10 protein-coding genes are annotated in these 17144 nt (G+C 64.5%); 7 read left to right on the top strand and 3 right to left on the bottom strand.

Features of this window, described 5'->3' with window-relative positions:
* Positions 1–113: 113 nt before the first annotated feature.
* Positions 114–2381, top strand: coding sequence for a catalase/peroxidase HPI (gene katG / locus CR103_RS08685; protein ID WP_099915586.1), 2268 nt, complete (start codon positions 114–116; stop codon positions 2379–2381).
* A gap of 107 nt (positions 2382–2488) precedes the next feature.
* Here katG and purL read toward each other — a convergent pair whose 3' ends face one another.
* Positions 2489–6550, bottom strand: a complete 4062-nt coding sequence (gene purL, locus CR103_RS08680; RefSeq protein ID WP_099915585.1) for a phosphoribosylformylglycinamidine synthase — start codon at positions 6548–6550, stop codon at positions 2489–2491.
* 283 nt (positions 6551–6833) lie between these two features.
* Here purL and CR103_RS08675 point away from each other — a divergent pair, with 283 nt between their 5' ends.
* On the top strand, positions 6834–8453 hold the full coding sequence (locus tag CR103_RS08675; protein WP_099915632.1) for a response regulator: 1620 nt from the start codon (positions 6834–6836) through the stop codon (positions 8451–8453).
* Between the two features lie 3 nt (positions 8454–8456).
* On the opposite strand, the gene CR103_RS08670 is transcribed toward CR103_RS08675, so the two are convergent.
* On the bottom strand, positions 8457–12050 hold the full coding sequence (locus CR103_RS08670; protein WP_099915584.1) for a hydantoinase B/oxoprolinase family protein: 3594 nt from the start codon (positions 12048–12050) through the stop codon (positions 8457–8459).
* Between the two features lie 113 nt (positions 12051–12163).
* Here CR103_RS08670 and CR103_RS08665 point away from each other — a divergent pair, with 113 nt between their 5' ends.
* The 3 genes from CR103_RS08665 (at position 12164) to CR103_RS23835 (ending at position 14521) form a co-directional block, all read left to right on the top strand.
* Positions 12164–13666 carry an NAD(P)H-hydrate dehydratase gene (locus CR103_RS08665; protein WP_099915583.1) on the top strand — a complete coding sequence of 501 codons (1503 nt, stop codon included), beginning with the start codon at positions 12164–12166 and terminating at the stop codon, positions 13664–13666.
* A 122-nt stretch (positions 13667–13788) separates the two neighbouring features.
* Positions 13789–14277, top strand: coding sequence for a DUF1579 domain-containing protein (locus tag CR103_RS08660; RefSeq protein ID WP_099915582.1), 489 nt, complete (start codon positions 13789–13791; stop codon positions 14275–14277).
* A 118-nt stretch (positions 14278–14395) separates the two neighbouring features.
* Entirely contained in the window at positions 14396–14521 is a 126-nt protein-coding gene (locus tag CR103_RS23835; protein WP_267873984.1) for a hypothetical protein, read from the top strand.
* 9 nt (positions 14522–14530) lie between these two features.
* On the opposite strand, the gene CR103_RS08655 is transcribed toward CR103_RS23835, so the two are convergent.
* A complete protein-coding gene (locus CR103_RS08655; RefSeq protein WP_229442944.1) occupies positions 14531–15280 on the bottom strand; it encodes an ABC transporter ATP-binding protein in 750 nt (249 codons plus the stop codon).
* On the opposite strand from CR103_RS08655, the gene CR103_RS08650 reads away from it, so the two are divergent.
* Together CR103_RS08650 and mnmH are read left to right on the top strand one after the other, a co-directional pair.
* Positions 15279–15917 carry an arylesterase gene (locus CR103_RS08650; RefSeq protein WP_099915581.1) on the top strand — a complete coding sequence of 213 codons (639 nt, stop codon included), beginning with the start codon at positions 15279–15281 and terminating at the stop codon, positions 15915–15917. The genes CR103_RS08655 and CR103_RS08650 overlap by 2 nt on opposite strands.
* Positions 15914–16969 carry a tRNA 2-selenouridine(34) synthase MnmH gene (gene mnmH, locus CR103_RS08645; protein ID WP_099915580.1) on the top strand — a complete coding sequence of 352 codons (1056 nt, stop codon included), beginning with the start codon at positions 15914–15916 and terminating at the stop codon, positions 16967–16969. The genes CR103_RS08650 and mnmH overlap by 4 nt, the downstream gene beginning before the upstream one ends.
* Positions 16970–17144 lie beyond the last annotated feature (175 nt).

Below are 17144 nucleotides of genomic sequence, written 5' to 3'. Positions count from 1 at the left end.
CGGCAACGTTGTCTAGAGGACGGGCGCTGTGTATGGCGGGAGAAGCATACGCTGCCGTCCGGATGATTTGACAACTTTTTCTTTTACCATTTTTATTAAAACAGGGGTTTCACGTGAGTATCGAAAAAACTGAAGCGAAGTGCCCGTTTAATGCAGCCGCGGGGCAAGGAACATCCACGCGTGACTGGTGGCCGCAACAATTGCGCCTGGATTTGCTGCACCAGCATTCATCCAAGTCCGACCCTATGGGCCAGGAGTTCGACTACGCCCAGGCGTTTGAAAGCCTCGACCTGCCTGCGGTGAAAAAAGACCTTACCGATTTGATGACGGACTCCCAGGATTGGTGGCCGGCGGACTTCGGCCACTACGGCCCGTTGTTCGTCCGCATGGCATGGCATAGCGCCGGCACTTACCGCATTGGAGACGGGCGCGGCGGTCCTGGCCGCGGCCAGCAGCGCTTTGCTCCCTTGAACAGCTGGCCGGACAACGTCAGCCTGGACAAGGCGCGCCGCCTGTTGTGGCCGATCAAGCAGAAATACGGTGCAAAGATTTCATGGGCCGACCTGATCGTCCTCACCGGCAACGTGGCCCTGGAAAGCATGGGCTTTAAAACCTTTGGCTTTGCCGGTGGCCGCCAGGACGTGTGGGAACCGGATCATGACGTGTACTGGGGCCGCGAAACGAAATGGCTCGGCGGCGACATCCGCTACTCGCAGGGCTCGCCCGGTGTCGACGGCCATGGCGTGCTCGTAAAAGATGACGATAGTGAAGTGGTGCACACGCGCGACCTCGAGAACCCGCTTGCCGCCGTGCAGATGGGCTTGATCTACGTAAATCCTGAAGGCCCGGACGGCAAACCCGATCCGCTCGCCGCGGCAACCGACATCCGCACCACCTTCGCCCGCATGGCGATGGACGACGAAGAGACGGTCGCGCTCATCGCCGGCGGTCACAGCTTTGGCAAGTGCCATGGCGCAGCGCCGACGGAGCACGTCGCGGATGAGCCCGAATCGGCCGGCATCGAAGCCCAAGGCTTCGGCTGGAAGAACAGCTTCGGCAGCGGCAGGGGTGGCGACACGATCACCAGCGGACTAGAGGTCACCTGGACCACCACGCCGACACAGTGGAGCAACAACTACTTCGAAAATCTGTTCGGTTTTGAGTGGGAGCTGACGAAGAGCCCTGCCGGGGCGTACCAGTGGGTCGCCAGCGACGGCGCCGGCGCCGACACCATCCCGCACGCGCACGACAGCGACAAGCGCCTCGCGCCGACCATGCTGACGACCGATCTGTCGATGCGGGTGGACCCTGCCTACGAAAAAATCTCGCGCCGCTTTCTCGCCCATCCCGACCAGTTCGCCGATGTGTTCGCGCGGGCCTGGTTCAAGCTGACCCACCGCGACATGGGACCGCGCAGCCGCTATCTCGGACCCGATGTGCCGACCGAAGAGCTGATCTGGCAGGACCCGATCCCCGCGCTCGATCACGCGCTGGTCGACCTGCACGATGTCGCTTCCCTCAAGCAGAAAGTGCTGGCGTCGGGGTTGTCCGTTGCCGAGCTGGTTGCGACGGCCTGGGCGTCCGCGTCCACCTTCCGCGGCTCCGACAAACGGGGCGGCGCCAACGGTGCGCGGGTTCGCTTGTCGCCGCAGAAGGACTGGGCCGTCAATCAGCCGGAGCAGCTTTCCAGGGTGCTCCAGGTGCTGGAGGGAATCCAAAAGGACTTCAATGCTGCACAGTCGAAGTCGCAGTCAGGTGCAAGAAAACTGTCCCTGGCCGACTTGATCGTACTCGCCGGTGGTGCAGGCGTGGAGCAGGCAGCCAAGCATGGCGGTCACGAGATCGATGTTGCCTTCGTTCCAGGGCGCATGGATGCGTCGCAAGAGCAGACTGACGTGCAATCGTTCACGCCGATCGAGCCGATCGCCGACGGCTTCCGGAATTATCAGAAGACCCGTTACAGCGTTCCGGCAGAGGCCTTGCTGATCGACCGCGCGCAATTGCTGACGTTGACGGCGCCGGAAATGACCGTGCTCGTCGGTGGCCTTCGGGTGCTCGGTGCGAATGTTGGCCAGACACGGGAAGGCGTCTTCACCAGCAAGCCGGGTACATTGAGCAACGACTTCTTCGTCAACCTGCTCGACATGAACACGCAATGGCACCCGGTCCCGGCGACGCCGGACCAGTTCGAAGGGCGCGACCGCACGACCGGGGAAGCGCGCTGGACTGGCACGCGGATTGACTTGATTTTTGGGTCGAATGCGCAGTTGCGTGCTATCGCCGAAGTGTATGCCGCGCGCGATGCCGAGAAAAAGTTCATCGACGATTTCGCGGCCGCATGGACCAAGGTGATGAATCTCGACCGTTTCGATCTCGCGTAAGAGGCGCCGAACCTTAAACGACGCCGGCAACTAAAAAAAAGCGCTTCAATTGAAGCGCTTTTTTTCGGACCTCTATTTTCGGACCTCTATTTTATATGCTGCCGCCCTTACCCGACGAAGGTGCGGGCGTTGCGGAACATCCGCATCCACGGCGAATCATCGCCCCACGATGGCGGATACCACGACTGCTGCACCGTGCGGAACACGCGCTCGGCGTGCGGCATCAAGACACTGAAGCGGCCGTCCGCCGTCGTCACCGCCGTCAGGCCTTGCGGCGAGCCGTTCGGATTGAACGGATACGCTTCGGTCGGCACACCGCGGTTGTCGACGAAACGCATCGCGCGGATCACCTCGTCGATGTTGCCGGTCTGCGAGAAGTCGGCATAGCCTTCGCCGTGGGCGATCGCAATCGGCGTGATGGTGCCGGCCATGCCACCAAAGAAAATCGACGGCGAATCGAGCACCTCGACCATGCCGAAGCGCGCTTCGAACTGCTCCGACTTGTTGCGCGTGAATTTCGGCCATGCATGGGCGCCGGGAATGATGGATTTGAGATTGCTCATCATCTGGCAGCCGTTGCACACGCCCAGGCCGAAGGTGTCGGCGCGCGAGAAAAAGCGCGCGAACTGGTCGGCCAGCAGGTTGTTGAACAAGATCGTCTTGGCCCAGCCTTCGCCGGCGCCCAGCACGTCGCCGTACGAAAAGCCGCCCACCGCGATCACGCCCTGGAAGTCGTCCAGCCTGGCGCGGCCGGCAATCAGGTCGCTCATGTGGACGTCGACCGCGGCAAACCCGGCCTGGTGCATCACGTATGCCGTCTCGACGTGCGAGTTGACGCCCTGCTCGCGCAGGATCGCCACGCGCGGACGCGCACCGCCGGCGATATAGGGCGCCGCCACGTTGTCGTTCGGGTCGAACGTCAGTACCGGCGACATGCCCGGATCGAGTTCGTCGAGCAGGCGGTCGTATTCGGCGTCGGCGCAGGCCGGATTGTCGCGCAGGCGCGCGATGCGCCAGCTCGTTTCGCTCCACAGCCGGTGCAGGCTGGCGCGCTTCTCGCTGTAGATGATCTTGGCGTCGCGGGTGAACTCGATCACGCCGCGCTCGTTCGGTTTGCCGATGATGTGGCTGCACGCGCCCAACTGGTAGTGGCGCAGCACGTTCATCGCCGCCGTCTTGTCTGCCGCCCGCACCTGGATCACCGCGCCCAGTTCCTCGGCGAACAGCGCGCGCAAGGTCAGCTCGTTGCGCCGCTCCGCCACCTGGCCGGCCCAGTTCTTGGCGTCACCCCAGTCGGCGGCGTGTTCGCTCTCCATCGCCAGGATGTCGAGATTGACCGACAGGCCGCAGCGGCCGGCAAACGCCATTTCGCACAGCGTCGCATACAGCCCGCCGTCGGAGCGGTCATGGTAAGCCAGCACCATCGCTTGTTTGTTTAATTGCTGGATCGCCGCGAAAAACGCCTTCAGGTCGTCGGCGCTGTCGACGTCCGGCGTGTCGTTGCCCAGCTGCTGGGTCACCTGCGCCAGTGCCGAGGCGCCGAGGCGGTTCTTGCCGCGTCCGAGGTCGACCAAAATCAGCACGGTGTCGCCCGCGTCGGTCCGCAACTGCGGCGTAAGCGTGCGGCGCACGTCGACGACTGGCGCAAACGCCGAGACGATCAGCGACACCGGCGACATCACAGCCTTTGCAGCGTCGCCGTCGTTCCAGGTAGTGCGCATCGACAGCGAGTCCTTGCCGACCGGGATGCTGATGCCGAGTGCCGGGCACAGCTCCATGCCGACCGCCTTGACGGTGTCGAACAGCGCCGCGTCCTGGCCCGGCTGGCCGCAGGCGGCCATCCAGTTGGCCGACAGCTTGATGTCGGAAATATCGGCAATCGGCGCCGCCGCGATGTTGGTGATCGCCTCGCCCACCGCCATGCGGCCCGAGGCTTTAGCGTTGATCACCGCCAGCGGGGTGCGCTCGCCCATCGCCATCGCTTCGCCGAGGAAGCCCTCGAAGCTCATTGCGGTCACCGCGCAGTCGGCCACCGGCACCTGCCACGGGCCGACCATCTGGTCGCGCATGGTCATGCCGCCGACGCTGCGGTCGCCAATCGTGATCAGGAACGACTTGTCGGCCACCGCCGGCAACTGCAGCACCTTGTGCGCGACGCCGGCCAGCTCGAAGCCGGTCAGCTCGACCGCGGGAAAGCTGTTTTCGACGTGCTGGACGTCGCGCAGCATCTTGGGCGGCTTGCCGAGCAAAACGTCCATCGGCATGTCGACCGGGTCGTTGCCGTTCAGGGGATCGACCAGCTTGAGCTGACGCTCCTCCGTGGCGACGCCGACCGCGGCGAACGGGCAGCGCTCACGCTCGCACAGGGCGGCAAACAGCGGCAGGTCGCCGGGGGCGATCGCCAGCACGTAGCGTTCCTGCGACTCGTTGCTCCAGATTTCTTTCGGCGCCATGCCGGTTTCTTCCAGCGGCACGCGGCGTAAATCGAAGATCGCGCCGCGCTTGGCGTCGTTGGTAATTTCCGGGAAAGCGTTCGACAGGCCGCCGGCGCCGACGTCGTGGATCGAGATGACCGGGTTGTCAAGCCCCATCTGCCAGCAGGCGTTGATCACTTCCTGGGCGCGCCGTTCCATCTCGGGATTGCCGCGCTGGACCGAGTCGAAGTCGAGGTCGGCCGTATTGGCGCCGGTCGCCATCGACGAGGCGGCGCTGCCGCCCATGCCGATGCGCATGCCGGGACCGCCCAGCTGGACCAGCAGGCTGCCCACCGGGATGTCGTTCTTGTGGGTGTGGCTATCAGAGATGCTGCCAATGCCGCCGGCGATCATGATCGGCTTGTGGTAGCCGAACACCGTTTCAAGGGTGTCCGAACCGCCGGCCGCGAGGGCGCCGACGTTTTGTTCATAGGTGCGAAAAAAACCGCCCAGCACGGGGCGGCCGAATTCATTCGAGAACGCGGCGCCGCCAAGCGGGCCGTCGATCATGATTTGCAGTGGCGAGGCAATGCGCGCCGGCTTGCCGTAGGCGGTGGCCGCGACAGCGGCGCGCCCGGTGAGCGGCGCCGTCACGCTGGCGGCGTTTTCCCAGTCGTGCACGAAGCCGGGGATCGACAGGTTCGACACGGTAAAACCGGTCAGGCCGGCCTTTGGCTTGGCGCCGCGGCCGGTCGCGCCTTCGTCGCGGATTTCGCCGCCGGCGCCGGTCGAGGCGCCCTGGTACGGCGAGATCGCGGTCGGGTGGTTGTGGGTTTCGACCTTCATCAGGGTGTGCGTCAGTTCGGACGAGCCGCCATATTCGTGGCTTGGGCCGCGCGGATAGAAACGCGAGACGACGGCGCCTTGCATGATCGACGAGTTGTCGCTGTAGGCAACGATGGTGCCCTTGGGCTGCAGCTGGTGGGTGTTCTTGATCATGGCGAACAGCGACATGGCCTGGGCTTCGCCGTCGATCACCCAGTCGGCGTTGAAGATCTTGTGGCGGCAGTGCTCGCTGTTCGCCTGCGCGAACATCATCAGTTCGACGTCGGTCGGATTGCGCTGCGCGCGCGTGAACGCCTCGACCAGGTAGTCGATCTCGTCGCTCGACAAGGCCAGGCCAAGGTCGATGTTGGCAGAGGCCAGCGCCGCCCTGCCCGAGCCGAGCAGGTCGATCGATTCGAGCGCTTTGGCGTCGAGTTCGCGAAACAGCAGCGCGGCCTGGTCGGCGCTGCGCAGCACCGACTCGGTCATGCGGTCGTGCAGCAGGGCCGCCACGGCGTCCACCTCGAGCTCAGGCAGTTTCTTCGCCGCGCCGATGCTGGTCCCCAGCAATCCGGTCTTGAGCGTCAACGTAAAAGCGATGCCGCGCTCGATCCGGTGGATGTGCGCCATGCCGCAGTTGCGGGCGATGTCGGTGGCCTTTGAGGCCCACGGCGAGATCGTGCCGAAACGCGGAATGACGAAAAATTGCTCGGTCGCGCCGCTGCTCGCCTGGCCGTGGGCCGGTTCGCCGTAGGTCAGCATTGCCTCGAGACGGGCGCTGTCGTCAGGTGTCAATGGCGCGCTGGCGTCGATGAAATGGACAAAACGCGCCTGCACCGCGGCGACGTTGGGAACGGCCGCTTGAAGTTGGTCCAGGAGGCGTTGGCTACGAAATGCGGACAGGGCATTGGAACCCGGCAGAATCAACATGGTTGTGAGGGTGGTTGATGCAGCGTGGCTGCGGGTTAAATAGAGGGTGCGAATCGAGGTGGTGCTGGTGATCGGTGAAGCAATGTCGCTCGGACCGACATTATACCGCGTCGCACCATCGGCGGCCCGGCCCTGTCGTTGGCGCGCTGCCAGCGGCCGGGGCTATTGCGTAACATATTGGTAATAGCGTATCGTCCAGCTTCAAGACTTGCCCGCGCCGGCCGATATGGAAACAAACCGCTGGCGTGGCACCGCGGCAAACCCGACCCGAGAACAGAAACCGATGCAAGAAAATGCCAACCTGACAGTGCTGGTGATCGACCCGAATCCGGTCATGCGCGCCAGCCTGCACAACATGCTGACGCTCGCAAGCATCAGCAAGATCGACTTCGCCGTCAGTTCCGGTACCGCCATCAAGCAGCTGGCCAAGCGATCTTACGACATCATCCTGTGCGAATACGACCTTGGCAGCGGTCTTGACGACGGCCAGGACGGCCAGCAACTGCTGGAAGACCTGCGCCACCACAAGCTGATCGGCCTGTTGACCATCTTCATCATGATCACTTCCGAAGGCGTCTACAGCAAGGTCGTCAGCGCCGCCGAACTGACGCCCACCGATTACATCCTCAAGCCGTTCACGGTCGATGCCCTGGCCGGGCGGATTGCCCGCGCGCTCGAACGGCGCAGCGTCTTCCTCCCGGCGTTCCAGCTGATCGGCCAGGACAACGCCCGCGAAGCGATCGCCTCTTGCGTGCGAGGCGAAGCATCGCATCCGCGCTACGCGCCCGAATTCGTGCGCCTGCGCGCCGAACTGCACGCCAGCCTGAACGAGCAGGCCGAAGCCGAAGTGCTGTATGGCGCCGTGCTCGCCGCAAAGCCGGCGGGCTGGGCCAGGCTTGGCCTGGCGCGCACCCTGGCCGCGCAGCAGCGATTCGACGAAGCCGAAGCGCTGCTGGCCGCCCTGGTGGCCGACCATCCGAAACTGATGGCTGCCTACGACCTGCGCTCGCGCTGCCTGGAAATGACCGGCGCTCCGAAGCTGGCCCAGAGCGCGCTGGAGGACGCGGTGGCGATCTCGCCGCACATGGTGCGCCGGCTGCGCAAACTGGGCGAGGTCGCGCTTGAAGCCGGCGACCTGGCAGTGGCCGAGAAATCGTTCAGGCAGGTCGTCGCCAAGGCCAGGTATTCCGAGTTCCGCGATCCGGAAGACCACGTCAACCTGATCAAGGCCCTGATCCGTAAAGGCGACGCGGCGCAGGCCGGCGCAATCATTCGCGACCTGGAAAAATCCTTGCGCGGCAATCCGAATACCGAAGCATGCAAGGCCTTTTCAAAGGCAATGCTGGCTGAGGCGACCGGCAACGCCGACGCCGTGCACGAAGAATTGCATGCGGCGGTGCGCGCCGGCGCCGGCTTGTCGGGCAAGCTCAAGCTCGCGCTGGCGCGCAGCTGCCTGGCCAGTCAACTCGACACGCGAGCGTCGGAAGTGGTGCTGTCGGTAATCAACGACGCCGGCAGCGGCGTCACGGTGCAGCAGGCAACCAGCGTCTTCGTCAAGGCCGGCCGGCCCGACCTGGCCGATTCGGTCAAGCTGCAGCTCAAGGCGCAGGCCCAGCAGCGGCTCGAAGTGGCGCTCGAAAAAACCGGCGCCGGCGACTTCAAGGGCGCGGTACAAACCCTGCTCGAAGCGCGCCACTTGTCCCCTGGCAACCTGCCGGTGATGATCGCCGCCGCCGGCGCCATCTTGCGCCAGATCGACGCGATGGGCTGGGCTCCCAAGCTCGCCGAACACTGCGCCGGCATGCTCGACACCATCCGCAAACTCGATTCGGCGCACCCGGAACTGGCGCGGCTGAACAACGCTTACACGGCGGCGAAGCGCAAGTACGGCATGTCGGCTTAGCGGCTATCCGTAGCCACCGCCGCCCGGGGTTTCGATGACGAACACGTCGCCTACTGCCATTTCGACCTTGCCGATATGCGCCAGCGGCTCCACGCTGCCGTCGGCGCGCTCGACCCAATTGCGCCCGAGCGCGCCGGCGCTGCCGCCGGCCATGCCGAACGGCGGATAAATCCGGTTGTTCGACAGGATCGCCGCCGTCATCGGTTCGAGAAAGCGCACCTTGCGAACGGCGCCATTGCCGCCGTGCCAGCGCCCCGCCCCGCCCGACCCATGCCGGATCGCGTACGATTCCAGGCGCACCGGAAAACGCAACTCGAGGATCTCCGGATCGGTCAGCCGTGAATTGGTCATGTTGGTCTGCACCACGTCGGTACCAATAAACCCTTCCCCCGCGCCCGACCCGCCCGATATCGTCTCGTAATACTGGTAGCGCGCGTTACCGAACGTAAAATTGTTCATGGTTCCCTGGGCCGCCGCCATCACCCCCAGCGCGCCATACAAGGCATTGGTGATGCAGGTCGAGGTCTCGACATTGCCCGACACGACCGACGCCGGATAGCGCGGCCTGAGCATCGAGCCCTCGGGGATGATCACCCGCAAAGGTTTCAGACAGCCGGCGTTGAGCGGGATGTCATCCTTCACCAGCGTGCGGAACACGTACAGCACGGCGGCCATGCACACCGCCGACGGCGCGTTGAAATTGTTGGCCTGCTGCGTTGACGTGCCGGTAAAGTCAATTTCCGCGCTGCGCGTGGCCTGGTCGACCCGGATCGCCACCACGATGCGCGCGCCGTTGTCGAGTTCCAGGCAGAACTGGCCGTCATTTAATGCCGTAATGACGCGCCGCACCGCTTCTTCGGCGTTGTCCTGCACGTGGCCCATGTAGGCGCGCACGACGTCCAGGCCGAAGTGCGCGACCATCTTGCGCAGTTCGTCGACGCCCTTCTGGTTGGCCGCCACCTGGGCGCGCAAATCGGCCATGTTCTGGTCGGGATTGCGCGCCGGGTAGCGGGCGCCCGTCAGCAAGGCGCGCGCTTCGACGTCGCGCAGCAGGCCGGTGGCGCCATCGACGAGCTTGAAGTTGTCGATCAAGACCCCCTCCTCTTCGATCGAGCTCGAGTCCGGCGGCATCGAGCCGGGCGTGGTGCCGCCGATGTCGGCATGGTGGCCGCGCGAGCCGACGTAGAACAGGATGGTGGCGCCCAAATCGTCGAACACCGGCGAGATCACCGTCACGTCGGGCAGGTGGGTGCCGCCGTGATACGGGTCGTTGAGCATGTAGACGTCGCCCGGGCGCATGATCCCGGCATTGCGCTGCATGACTGTCTTGATGCTCTCGCCCATCGAGCCTAAGTGGACCGGCATGTGCGGCGCGTTGGCGATCAGGTTGCCGTCGGCGTCGAACAGGGCGCAGCTGAAGTCGAGCCGCTCCTTGATGTTGACCGAATGGGCGGTGTTCTGCAGCCGCAGCCCCATCTGCTCGGCGATCGACATGAACAGGTTGTTGAAGATTTCGAGCATTACCGGGTCGGCATTGGTGCCGATCGCGCGCCGCGCCGGCAGTGCCTCGACGCGCTGAATGACGATGTGCCGATACGGCGTGACGCTCGCCTGCCAGCCCGGCTCGATGACGGTGGTGGCGTTGTCTTCGGCGATGATGGCCGGGCCCGGGATGCAATCGCCGACGCGCAGGTCGGCGCGCTGGTACAGGGCTGTGTCAATCCATGTCTCGCCGCCGAACATGCGCACCGATGCACAGGGTATCGGAGAACTATCGCCCGCAGCCTCCTGCGCGGCTGATTCGGGCGGCGCGTTCGACGCGCCGATGGCCTCGACCGACACCGCTTCGACCACCAGCTTTCTTGCCGCCATCAGGAACGAGAAGCGCTTTTTGTAGGCGCAATCGAACTGCCGCTTCATGCCCGCCGGCGCGTCGAACAGCACGATGATGGCCGAGTCGGTGCCTTCGTAGCGCAGGTGGACGCGGCGCACCAGCGTGATGCGCTCGGCGCCGACGCCTTGTGCCAGCAGTGCCTGGCGCGCCGCGTCGCCAAGCGCGTCCAGCCGCTGCGCCAGCGCCATCTCGGCGATGTCGTCCAGCCGCAGTTCAACCGCCGCCTCGCGCATCGCCACCTGGTCGGCCAGGCCCATGCCGTAGGCTGACATCACGCCGCAGAGCGTGTGGACGAACACGGTCGTCATGCCGAGCGCGTCGGCCACCAGGCAGGCATGCTGGCCGCCGGCGCCGCCGAAACTGGTGAGCGCGTATTGGGTGACGTCGTGGCCGCGCTGCACCGAAATCTGCTTGATCGCATTGGCCATGTTGCCGACCGCGATGCGGATGAAGCCGTCGGCGACCTGCTCGGCGGTGGGCGTATTGCCGGTGGCGGAGCCGATCGCGCGCGCCATGCTTGAAAACTGGGCAAGCACCGTCGCCCGGTCGAGCGCCTGGCGGCCGTCAACGCCGAACAGGCGCGGGAAATACGCTGGCTGGATTTTACCGAGCATGACGTTGCAGTCGGTGACGGTGAGCGGGCCGCCGCGCCGGTAACTGGCCGGGCCCGGGTTGGCGCCGGCGCTGTCGGGCCCTACCCGGTAACGGCTGCCGTCGAAATGCAGGATCGAGCCGCCGCCGGCGGCCACCGTGTGAATGCTCATCATCGGCGCGCGCACCCGCACGCCCGCCACCTGGGTGTCGAACACGCGCTCGAACTCGCCCGAAAAATGCGACACGTCAGTCGAGGTGCCGCCCATGTCGAAACCGATTACCCGCTCGAACCCGGCCAGCCGGCTCGCTTTCACCATACCGACGATGCCGCCGGCCGGGCCCGACAGGATGCTGTCCTTGCCCTGGAAACTGCGGGCGTCGGTCAAGCCGCCGTTCGATTGCATGAACTGCAGCTGCACGCCAGGCAGATCGGCCGCGACCTGGTCGACGTAGCGGCGCAGGATCGGCGACAGGTAGGCGTCGACGACCGTGGTGTCGCCGCGCGCGACCAGTTTCGTCAAGGCACTGACCTGGTGCGAGCTTGACACCTGGGTAAAGCCGATGGCGCGGGCGATGCGCGCGCAGGCCGCCTCGTGTTCGGTATACCGGTAACCGTGCATGAAGACGATCGCCAGCGAGCGCAGGCCGCTGTCGTACTGCGTTTGCAGTGCTGAACGGACAGCCGCCTGGTCGAGCGCGCGCAGGACTTCGCCGTCGGCGCCGACCCGCTCGTCGATTTCGATGACGGCCGCATACAGCAGTTCGGGCAGCACGATGTGGCGGTCGAACAGGCGCGGGCGGTTCTGGTAGGCGATTCTCAAGGCGTCACCGAAGCCGCGCGTGATGGCGAGCGCGGTCGGTTCGCCGCGGCGCTCGAGCAGCGCGTTGGTTGCAACGGTGGTGCCCATTTTTACCGCCTCGATGCGCGCGACGGCGATCGCTTCGTCGCTGCTTAGCCCCAGCAGGTGGCGGATGCCGGCCACCGCAGCGTCGCGATAGCGCCCGGGGTTTTCGGACAGCAACTTGCAAGTCGCTAGCGTGCCGTCGGGCCGGCGCGCGACAATGTCGGTGAATGTGCCGCCGCGGTCAATCCAGAACTGCCAATCCATGCCGTCTCCCGTCCAGGTTTTTCTGTTTTGGCTATTCTATTCGTCATAAGACAAAATTTTAGCGAAAATGCGTAATCTCACGCAAACGCCCACCCTCACTTCCCCAGGACACCATGAAACCTCTGTATAGCGTTGCACAAATCCGGGCGGTTGAACAATTGGTAGCCGCCACACTTGAACCGGGCGCACTGATGCAGCGCGCCGGCCAGGCCGCGGCCAACGGCGTTCTGGCGCTGCTGGCCGGCCAGGCCAACCGCAGCGTGCTGCTGCTGGCTGGTCCCGGCAACAATGGCGGCGACGCCCTCGAAGCGGCGGCCAACCTGGCCGGCGCCGGCGCCGGCATCGACGTCGCGGTGATTTACCTGGCGGGCAGCGCCCTGGCGTCGGCCGAGACCGCGCAGGCCTTGGGCCGTGCCCACGACGCCCAGGTGCGCTTTCTCGACGCCCTGCCCGACAGCGCGCCGGCACTGGTGGTCGACGGCCTGTTCGGCATTGGCCTGGCGCGGGCGCTGGACGGCGCCGCGCGCGTGATGGTGGAAGCGCTCAACGCGCTGGGCTGGCCGGTGCTGGCGCTGGACGTGCCGAGCGGGCTGGACGCCGACACCGGCGCCATCGTCGGCCCGGACGGCGTCGCGCTGCGCGCCGGCCGCACGCTCGCCTTTATCGGCAACAAGATCGGCCTGCATACCTTCGAAGGGCGCGACGTGGCAGGCGAGGTGGAGGTCGCGTCGCTTGCCATCGATGCGCACTATTTTCCGCCCGCAAGCGCCGAATTGAACCAGGCGGCGCTGTTTGCGAACCAATTGAAACCGCGCGCCAACAATTCCCATAAAGGCAGCTTCGGCGATGTCGCCATTGTCGGCGGCGCCCGCGGCATGGCGGGCGCGGCGATGCTGACGGCGCGCGCGGCCCTCTACAGCGGCGCCGGCCGGGTGCTGGTCGCCGCGCTCGACCCTGGCCCCGCGTTCGACAGCGTGCAGCCTGAAATCATGTTCCGCGACGGCGCCACCTATCCGCTGGGCGTCGGCACGCTGGTGATGGGGCCCGGGATGGGAGGCTCCGCACTGGCGATGGACATGTTGGCGCGCGCGCTGCCTGGCGCCGCGGCGCTGGTGCTCGACGCCGACGCGCTGAACCTGATCGGCGCCAGCGTTGATTTGCAGAAACGGCTTGGCGCGCGCACGGCGCCGACAATATTGACGCCGCATCCGCTGGAAGCGGCGCGCCTGCTGGGCATCAGCAGCCTGGAGGTGCAGCGTGACCGGCTGGCCGCCGCGCGCGCGATTGCCAATCGTTTCAACGCCATCGTCGTGCTCAAGGGTTCGGGCAGCGTGATTGCCGCTCCCGGCGGCGCGGCGGTCATCAATACCAGCGGCAACCCGGGCTTGGCCAGCGCCGGGACCGGCGACGTCCTGGCCGGCATCTGCGGCAGCCTGCTGGCGCAGGGATGGCCGGCGCGCGAGGCGGCGCTGGGCGCGGTGTGGATTCACGGCACTGCCGCCGACCGACTGGTATCACAAGGCATCGGCCCGATCGGCTTGTGCGCCAGCGAATTGCCGCAGGCGGTGCGCGCTGTGCTCAATGAACTGGTCTACGGTACGGCGAAGAACGGCTAACGAAATCTTGGCTTGCTATTATGGCAATATTCGCCGTACACTGGGCATTGACGGAGGACTGCTTTCGGCCCGAAGCGAACGAATAGCATGGCGAGATTCCACTTACGTATTCAAGGAATAGCATGGCACTGGAACTGATGATTTCTGCACCAACAGACTTCGACTTTGTTATTGGGGACTGGTTTGTCACACATCGGCGGCTTAAGGAACGCCTAGCAAGTTGCAATGAATGGGTTGAGTTTGATGGAAAGATGTCCACCAAAAAAATCCTAGGCGGGTTTGGCAACATCGAAGACAACCTCTTGCAACTACCTGGCGAGGACGTCCGCGCCATAGCGTTACGCTCCTACGATCAAAACACGAGGAAATGGTCGATTTGGTGGCTTGACGGACGTTTTCCGGGTCAGATCGACGTTCCAGTAATAGGTAGTTTCGTTGATGGCGTTGGTACCTTCTTCGCCAACGATAGGTTCCAAGAAATCCCGATTACCGTCAGATTCGTTTGGCGCCAAATTGGTGAGGACCTGCTACATTGGGACCAAGCTTTTTCTGTCGATGCAGGAGAATCATGGGAAACCAACTGGACGATGGCATTTCGCCGTCAAAGTTAGACGTGTTGACAGCGAATGTCCGGTGTGGGTCGGGTGCTGCCGTCCGTCACTCCAAAAAATCGTGAAGTTCGGAAGCATGAGCACGCCAGAATGAGGTTCGATCCTAAAGGAGGACCTCATGAAACCGAATACACAAACGCCGGCTCTTCAAGTCGCCTGGAACAAGGGGAAATTGCTTGGCCAGAAATCGCCGTTGAAGCTGAAGGAGATTTGGAGCCGCCTTCCGGTACACCAACCGTCTTAAGAGGTTTTGTCAGGCGTTCTGGACCAGGCGCCCTGCCGCAATCGTGATGGTGCGGTCGCAGCGCGCCGCGATCGAGGTGTCGTGGGTGACCAGCACCAGGGTCGAGCCGCGCTCGCGGTTCAGTTCGAACATCAACTGGATTACCGCTTCGCCGGTGGCAGCGTCGAGGCTGCCGGTCGGCTCGTCGGCGAACAGCAGCGGCGGCTCGGTGACGAAAGCACGCGCCAAAGCGACACGCTGCTGCTCGCCGCCCGACAAAAATTTCGGATAATGCTTGAGCCGGCTCGACAGCCCGACCCGTCCCAGCATCTCGGTGGCCCTGCCGCGCGCGCCGGCGTCGCCGCGCAATTCGAGCGGCAGCATGACGTTTTCGAGCGCCGTCAGGTGGGCCAGCAACTGGAACGACTGGAACACGAAGCCCAGCTTGGCCATCCGCAGGCGGGCGCGGCCGTCCTCGTCGAGCGCGAAGATGTCGACGCCATCGAGGATCACGGTGCCGTTCGACGGGCTGTCGAGCCCGGCCAGCAACCCCAGCAGCGTCGACTTGCCTGAACCGGAGGCGCCGACGATTGCAAGCGTCTCGGCCGGTTGCACTGTAAAATTCACATTGTGCAGGATGGTAAGTTCGCCGCTGGCGTCGGCAACGCGTTTCGACAGCTGGCGCACTTCGATCGCGGCCGGCGCTGGCGCAACGTCGATCGCAACTGTTTTTAAATCTTTCGAATTTAAATTTTTAAAGTCTTCCGGGATGTCACGCATGCTTGCTTTTCTCACCAGGTATCTAGGCTCAACAATATTTGGCGCGGTGCTGATGCTGGCCGCGACGATCGTCCATTCTGCACCAAAAACGGTGCTTGTGCTTGGCGACAGCCTGTCAGCCGAGTATGGGCTGACGCGCGGCAGCGGCTGGGTCGCGCTGCTGGACCAGAAACTGAAGACCGAAAAAATCAATGCCGCCATCGTCAACGCCAGCATCAGCGGCGAGACCACCAGCGGTGGCCGTTCACGCCTGCCGGCCCTGATACAGCAGCATCGCCCGGCGCTGGTGGTCATCGAACTGGGCGCCAACGACGGTTTACGCGGCTTGCCGGTGGCGGCCGCCGAAGCGAACCTGCGGGCGATGGTCGAGCTGGCGCAAAAAAACGATGCCGAGGTGCTGCTGGTCGGCATGCGCATGCCGCCCAATTACGGCCGCGCCTACACCGAACAGTTTTTTTCGATGTACAAGACGCTGTCGGCGCAACTGAAAGCACCGCTGGTGCCGTTCATGCTCGAAGGCGTGGCGGAAAAGCCCGCGCTGTTCCAGGCCGACCGCCTGCATCCGACGGCCCAGGCCCATCCGATCATTCTTGCCAATATCTGGCCAAAGTTCCTCCCACTTGTCAAGGCACGATGAAATATCCGGCACTACTCCCTTTCACCGACGTATTGCCTGTGCTTGGCCAGTTCGATGCGATCATCGACGTGCGCAGCGAATCCGAGTTTGCCCTCGATCACATTCCGGGCGCCATCAATTGTCCGGTGCTGGATGACGACGAGCGCATCCGCGTCGGCACCACGTACAAGCAGGTCAACGCCTTCGAGGCAAAGAAGGTCGGCGCCGCGCTGGTGTCGCGCAACATCGCCCGTCATATCGAGCAATCGTGGATCGACAAGCCGCGCGACTGGAAGCCGCTGGTGTATTGCTGGCGCGGCGGCAACCGCAGCGGCGCGATGGCCCACGTGCTGGCCAAGATCGGCTGGCCGGCGATCCAGCTCGACGGCGGCTACAAGGCTTACCGCGCCCACGTCAGCACCGAGCTGACGCAGCCGCCGCGGCTTGACTTCAGGGTAATCTGCGGCACCACCGGCAGCGGCAAGAGCCGGCTGCTCGAAGTGCTCGACGCGATCGGCGCCCAGGTGCTCGACCTGGAACAGCTGGCTGCCCACCGCGGCTCGGTGCTGGGCAATTTGCCGGGCGAACCGCAGCCTTCGCAAAAGAGGTTCGAGACGCGCGTGTGGGACAAGCTGCGCCATGTCGATCCCGCGCGCCCCGTGTTCGTCGAGTCCGAAAGCAAGAAGGTCGGCAACCTGCGCGTACCGGACGCGGTGATGGAGCAGATGCGGGCCTCGCCCTGCATCGCATTGACCTTGTCGCGGCCGAACCGGGTGCGGCTGTTGATGGAGGACTACCATCATTTCTGCTTTGATCCGGCGACGCTGAACACCCAGCTTGACTGCCTGGTGCAGCTGCACGGGCGCGACAAAATCGACCGCTGGCACGCGATGGCCAACGGCGGCCGGATGCCGCAACTGGTCGACGAGCTGCTGGTCGACCATTACGACCCGGCCTACGTGCGCTCGATCGACCGCAATTTCGCGCAGTATGGCGCGGCCGAAGCGCTCGAACTGGCCGACATCGGCGCCGCCGATTTTCTGGCCGCGGCCAGGTTCCTGCACCCGGCTTAGGCCTCACTGACATGTTGCCGCCTTCACCGCGCAGGACCGGGTCCTTCGCGGTGACCTCTTTCATCGATGCGTTTTCTCGACATTAGGCTGCCAAACCGCCAACAGGTTCGGCCCGGCTTGTTGACGCTCCTCACCGGCCCAAACGCGGCTGCGTTGATACTTGTGACGGGCGATG

The sequence above is a fragment of the Massilia psychrophila genome (genome assembly GCF_002760665.1).
Taxonomy (GTDB): domain Bacteria; phylum Pseudomonadota; class Gammaproteobacteria; order Burkholderiales; family Burkholderiaceae_D; genus JAFCUW01.
The sequence above is the reverse complement of the archived record's forward strand: the minus strand, read 5'-3'. Positions and strand labels throughout refer to the sequence as shown.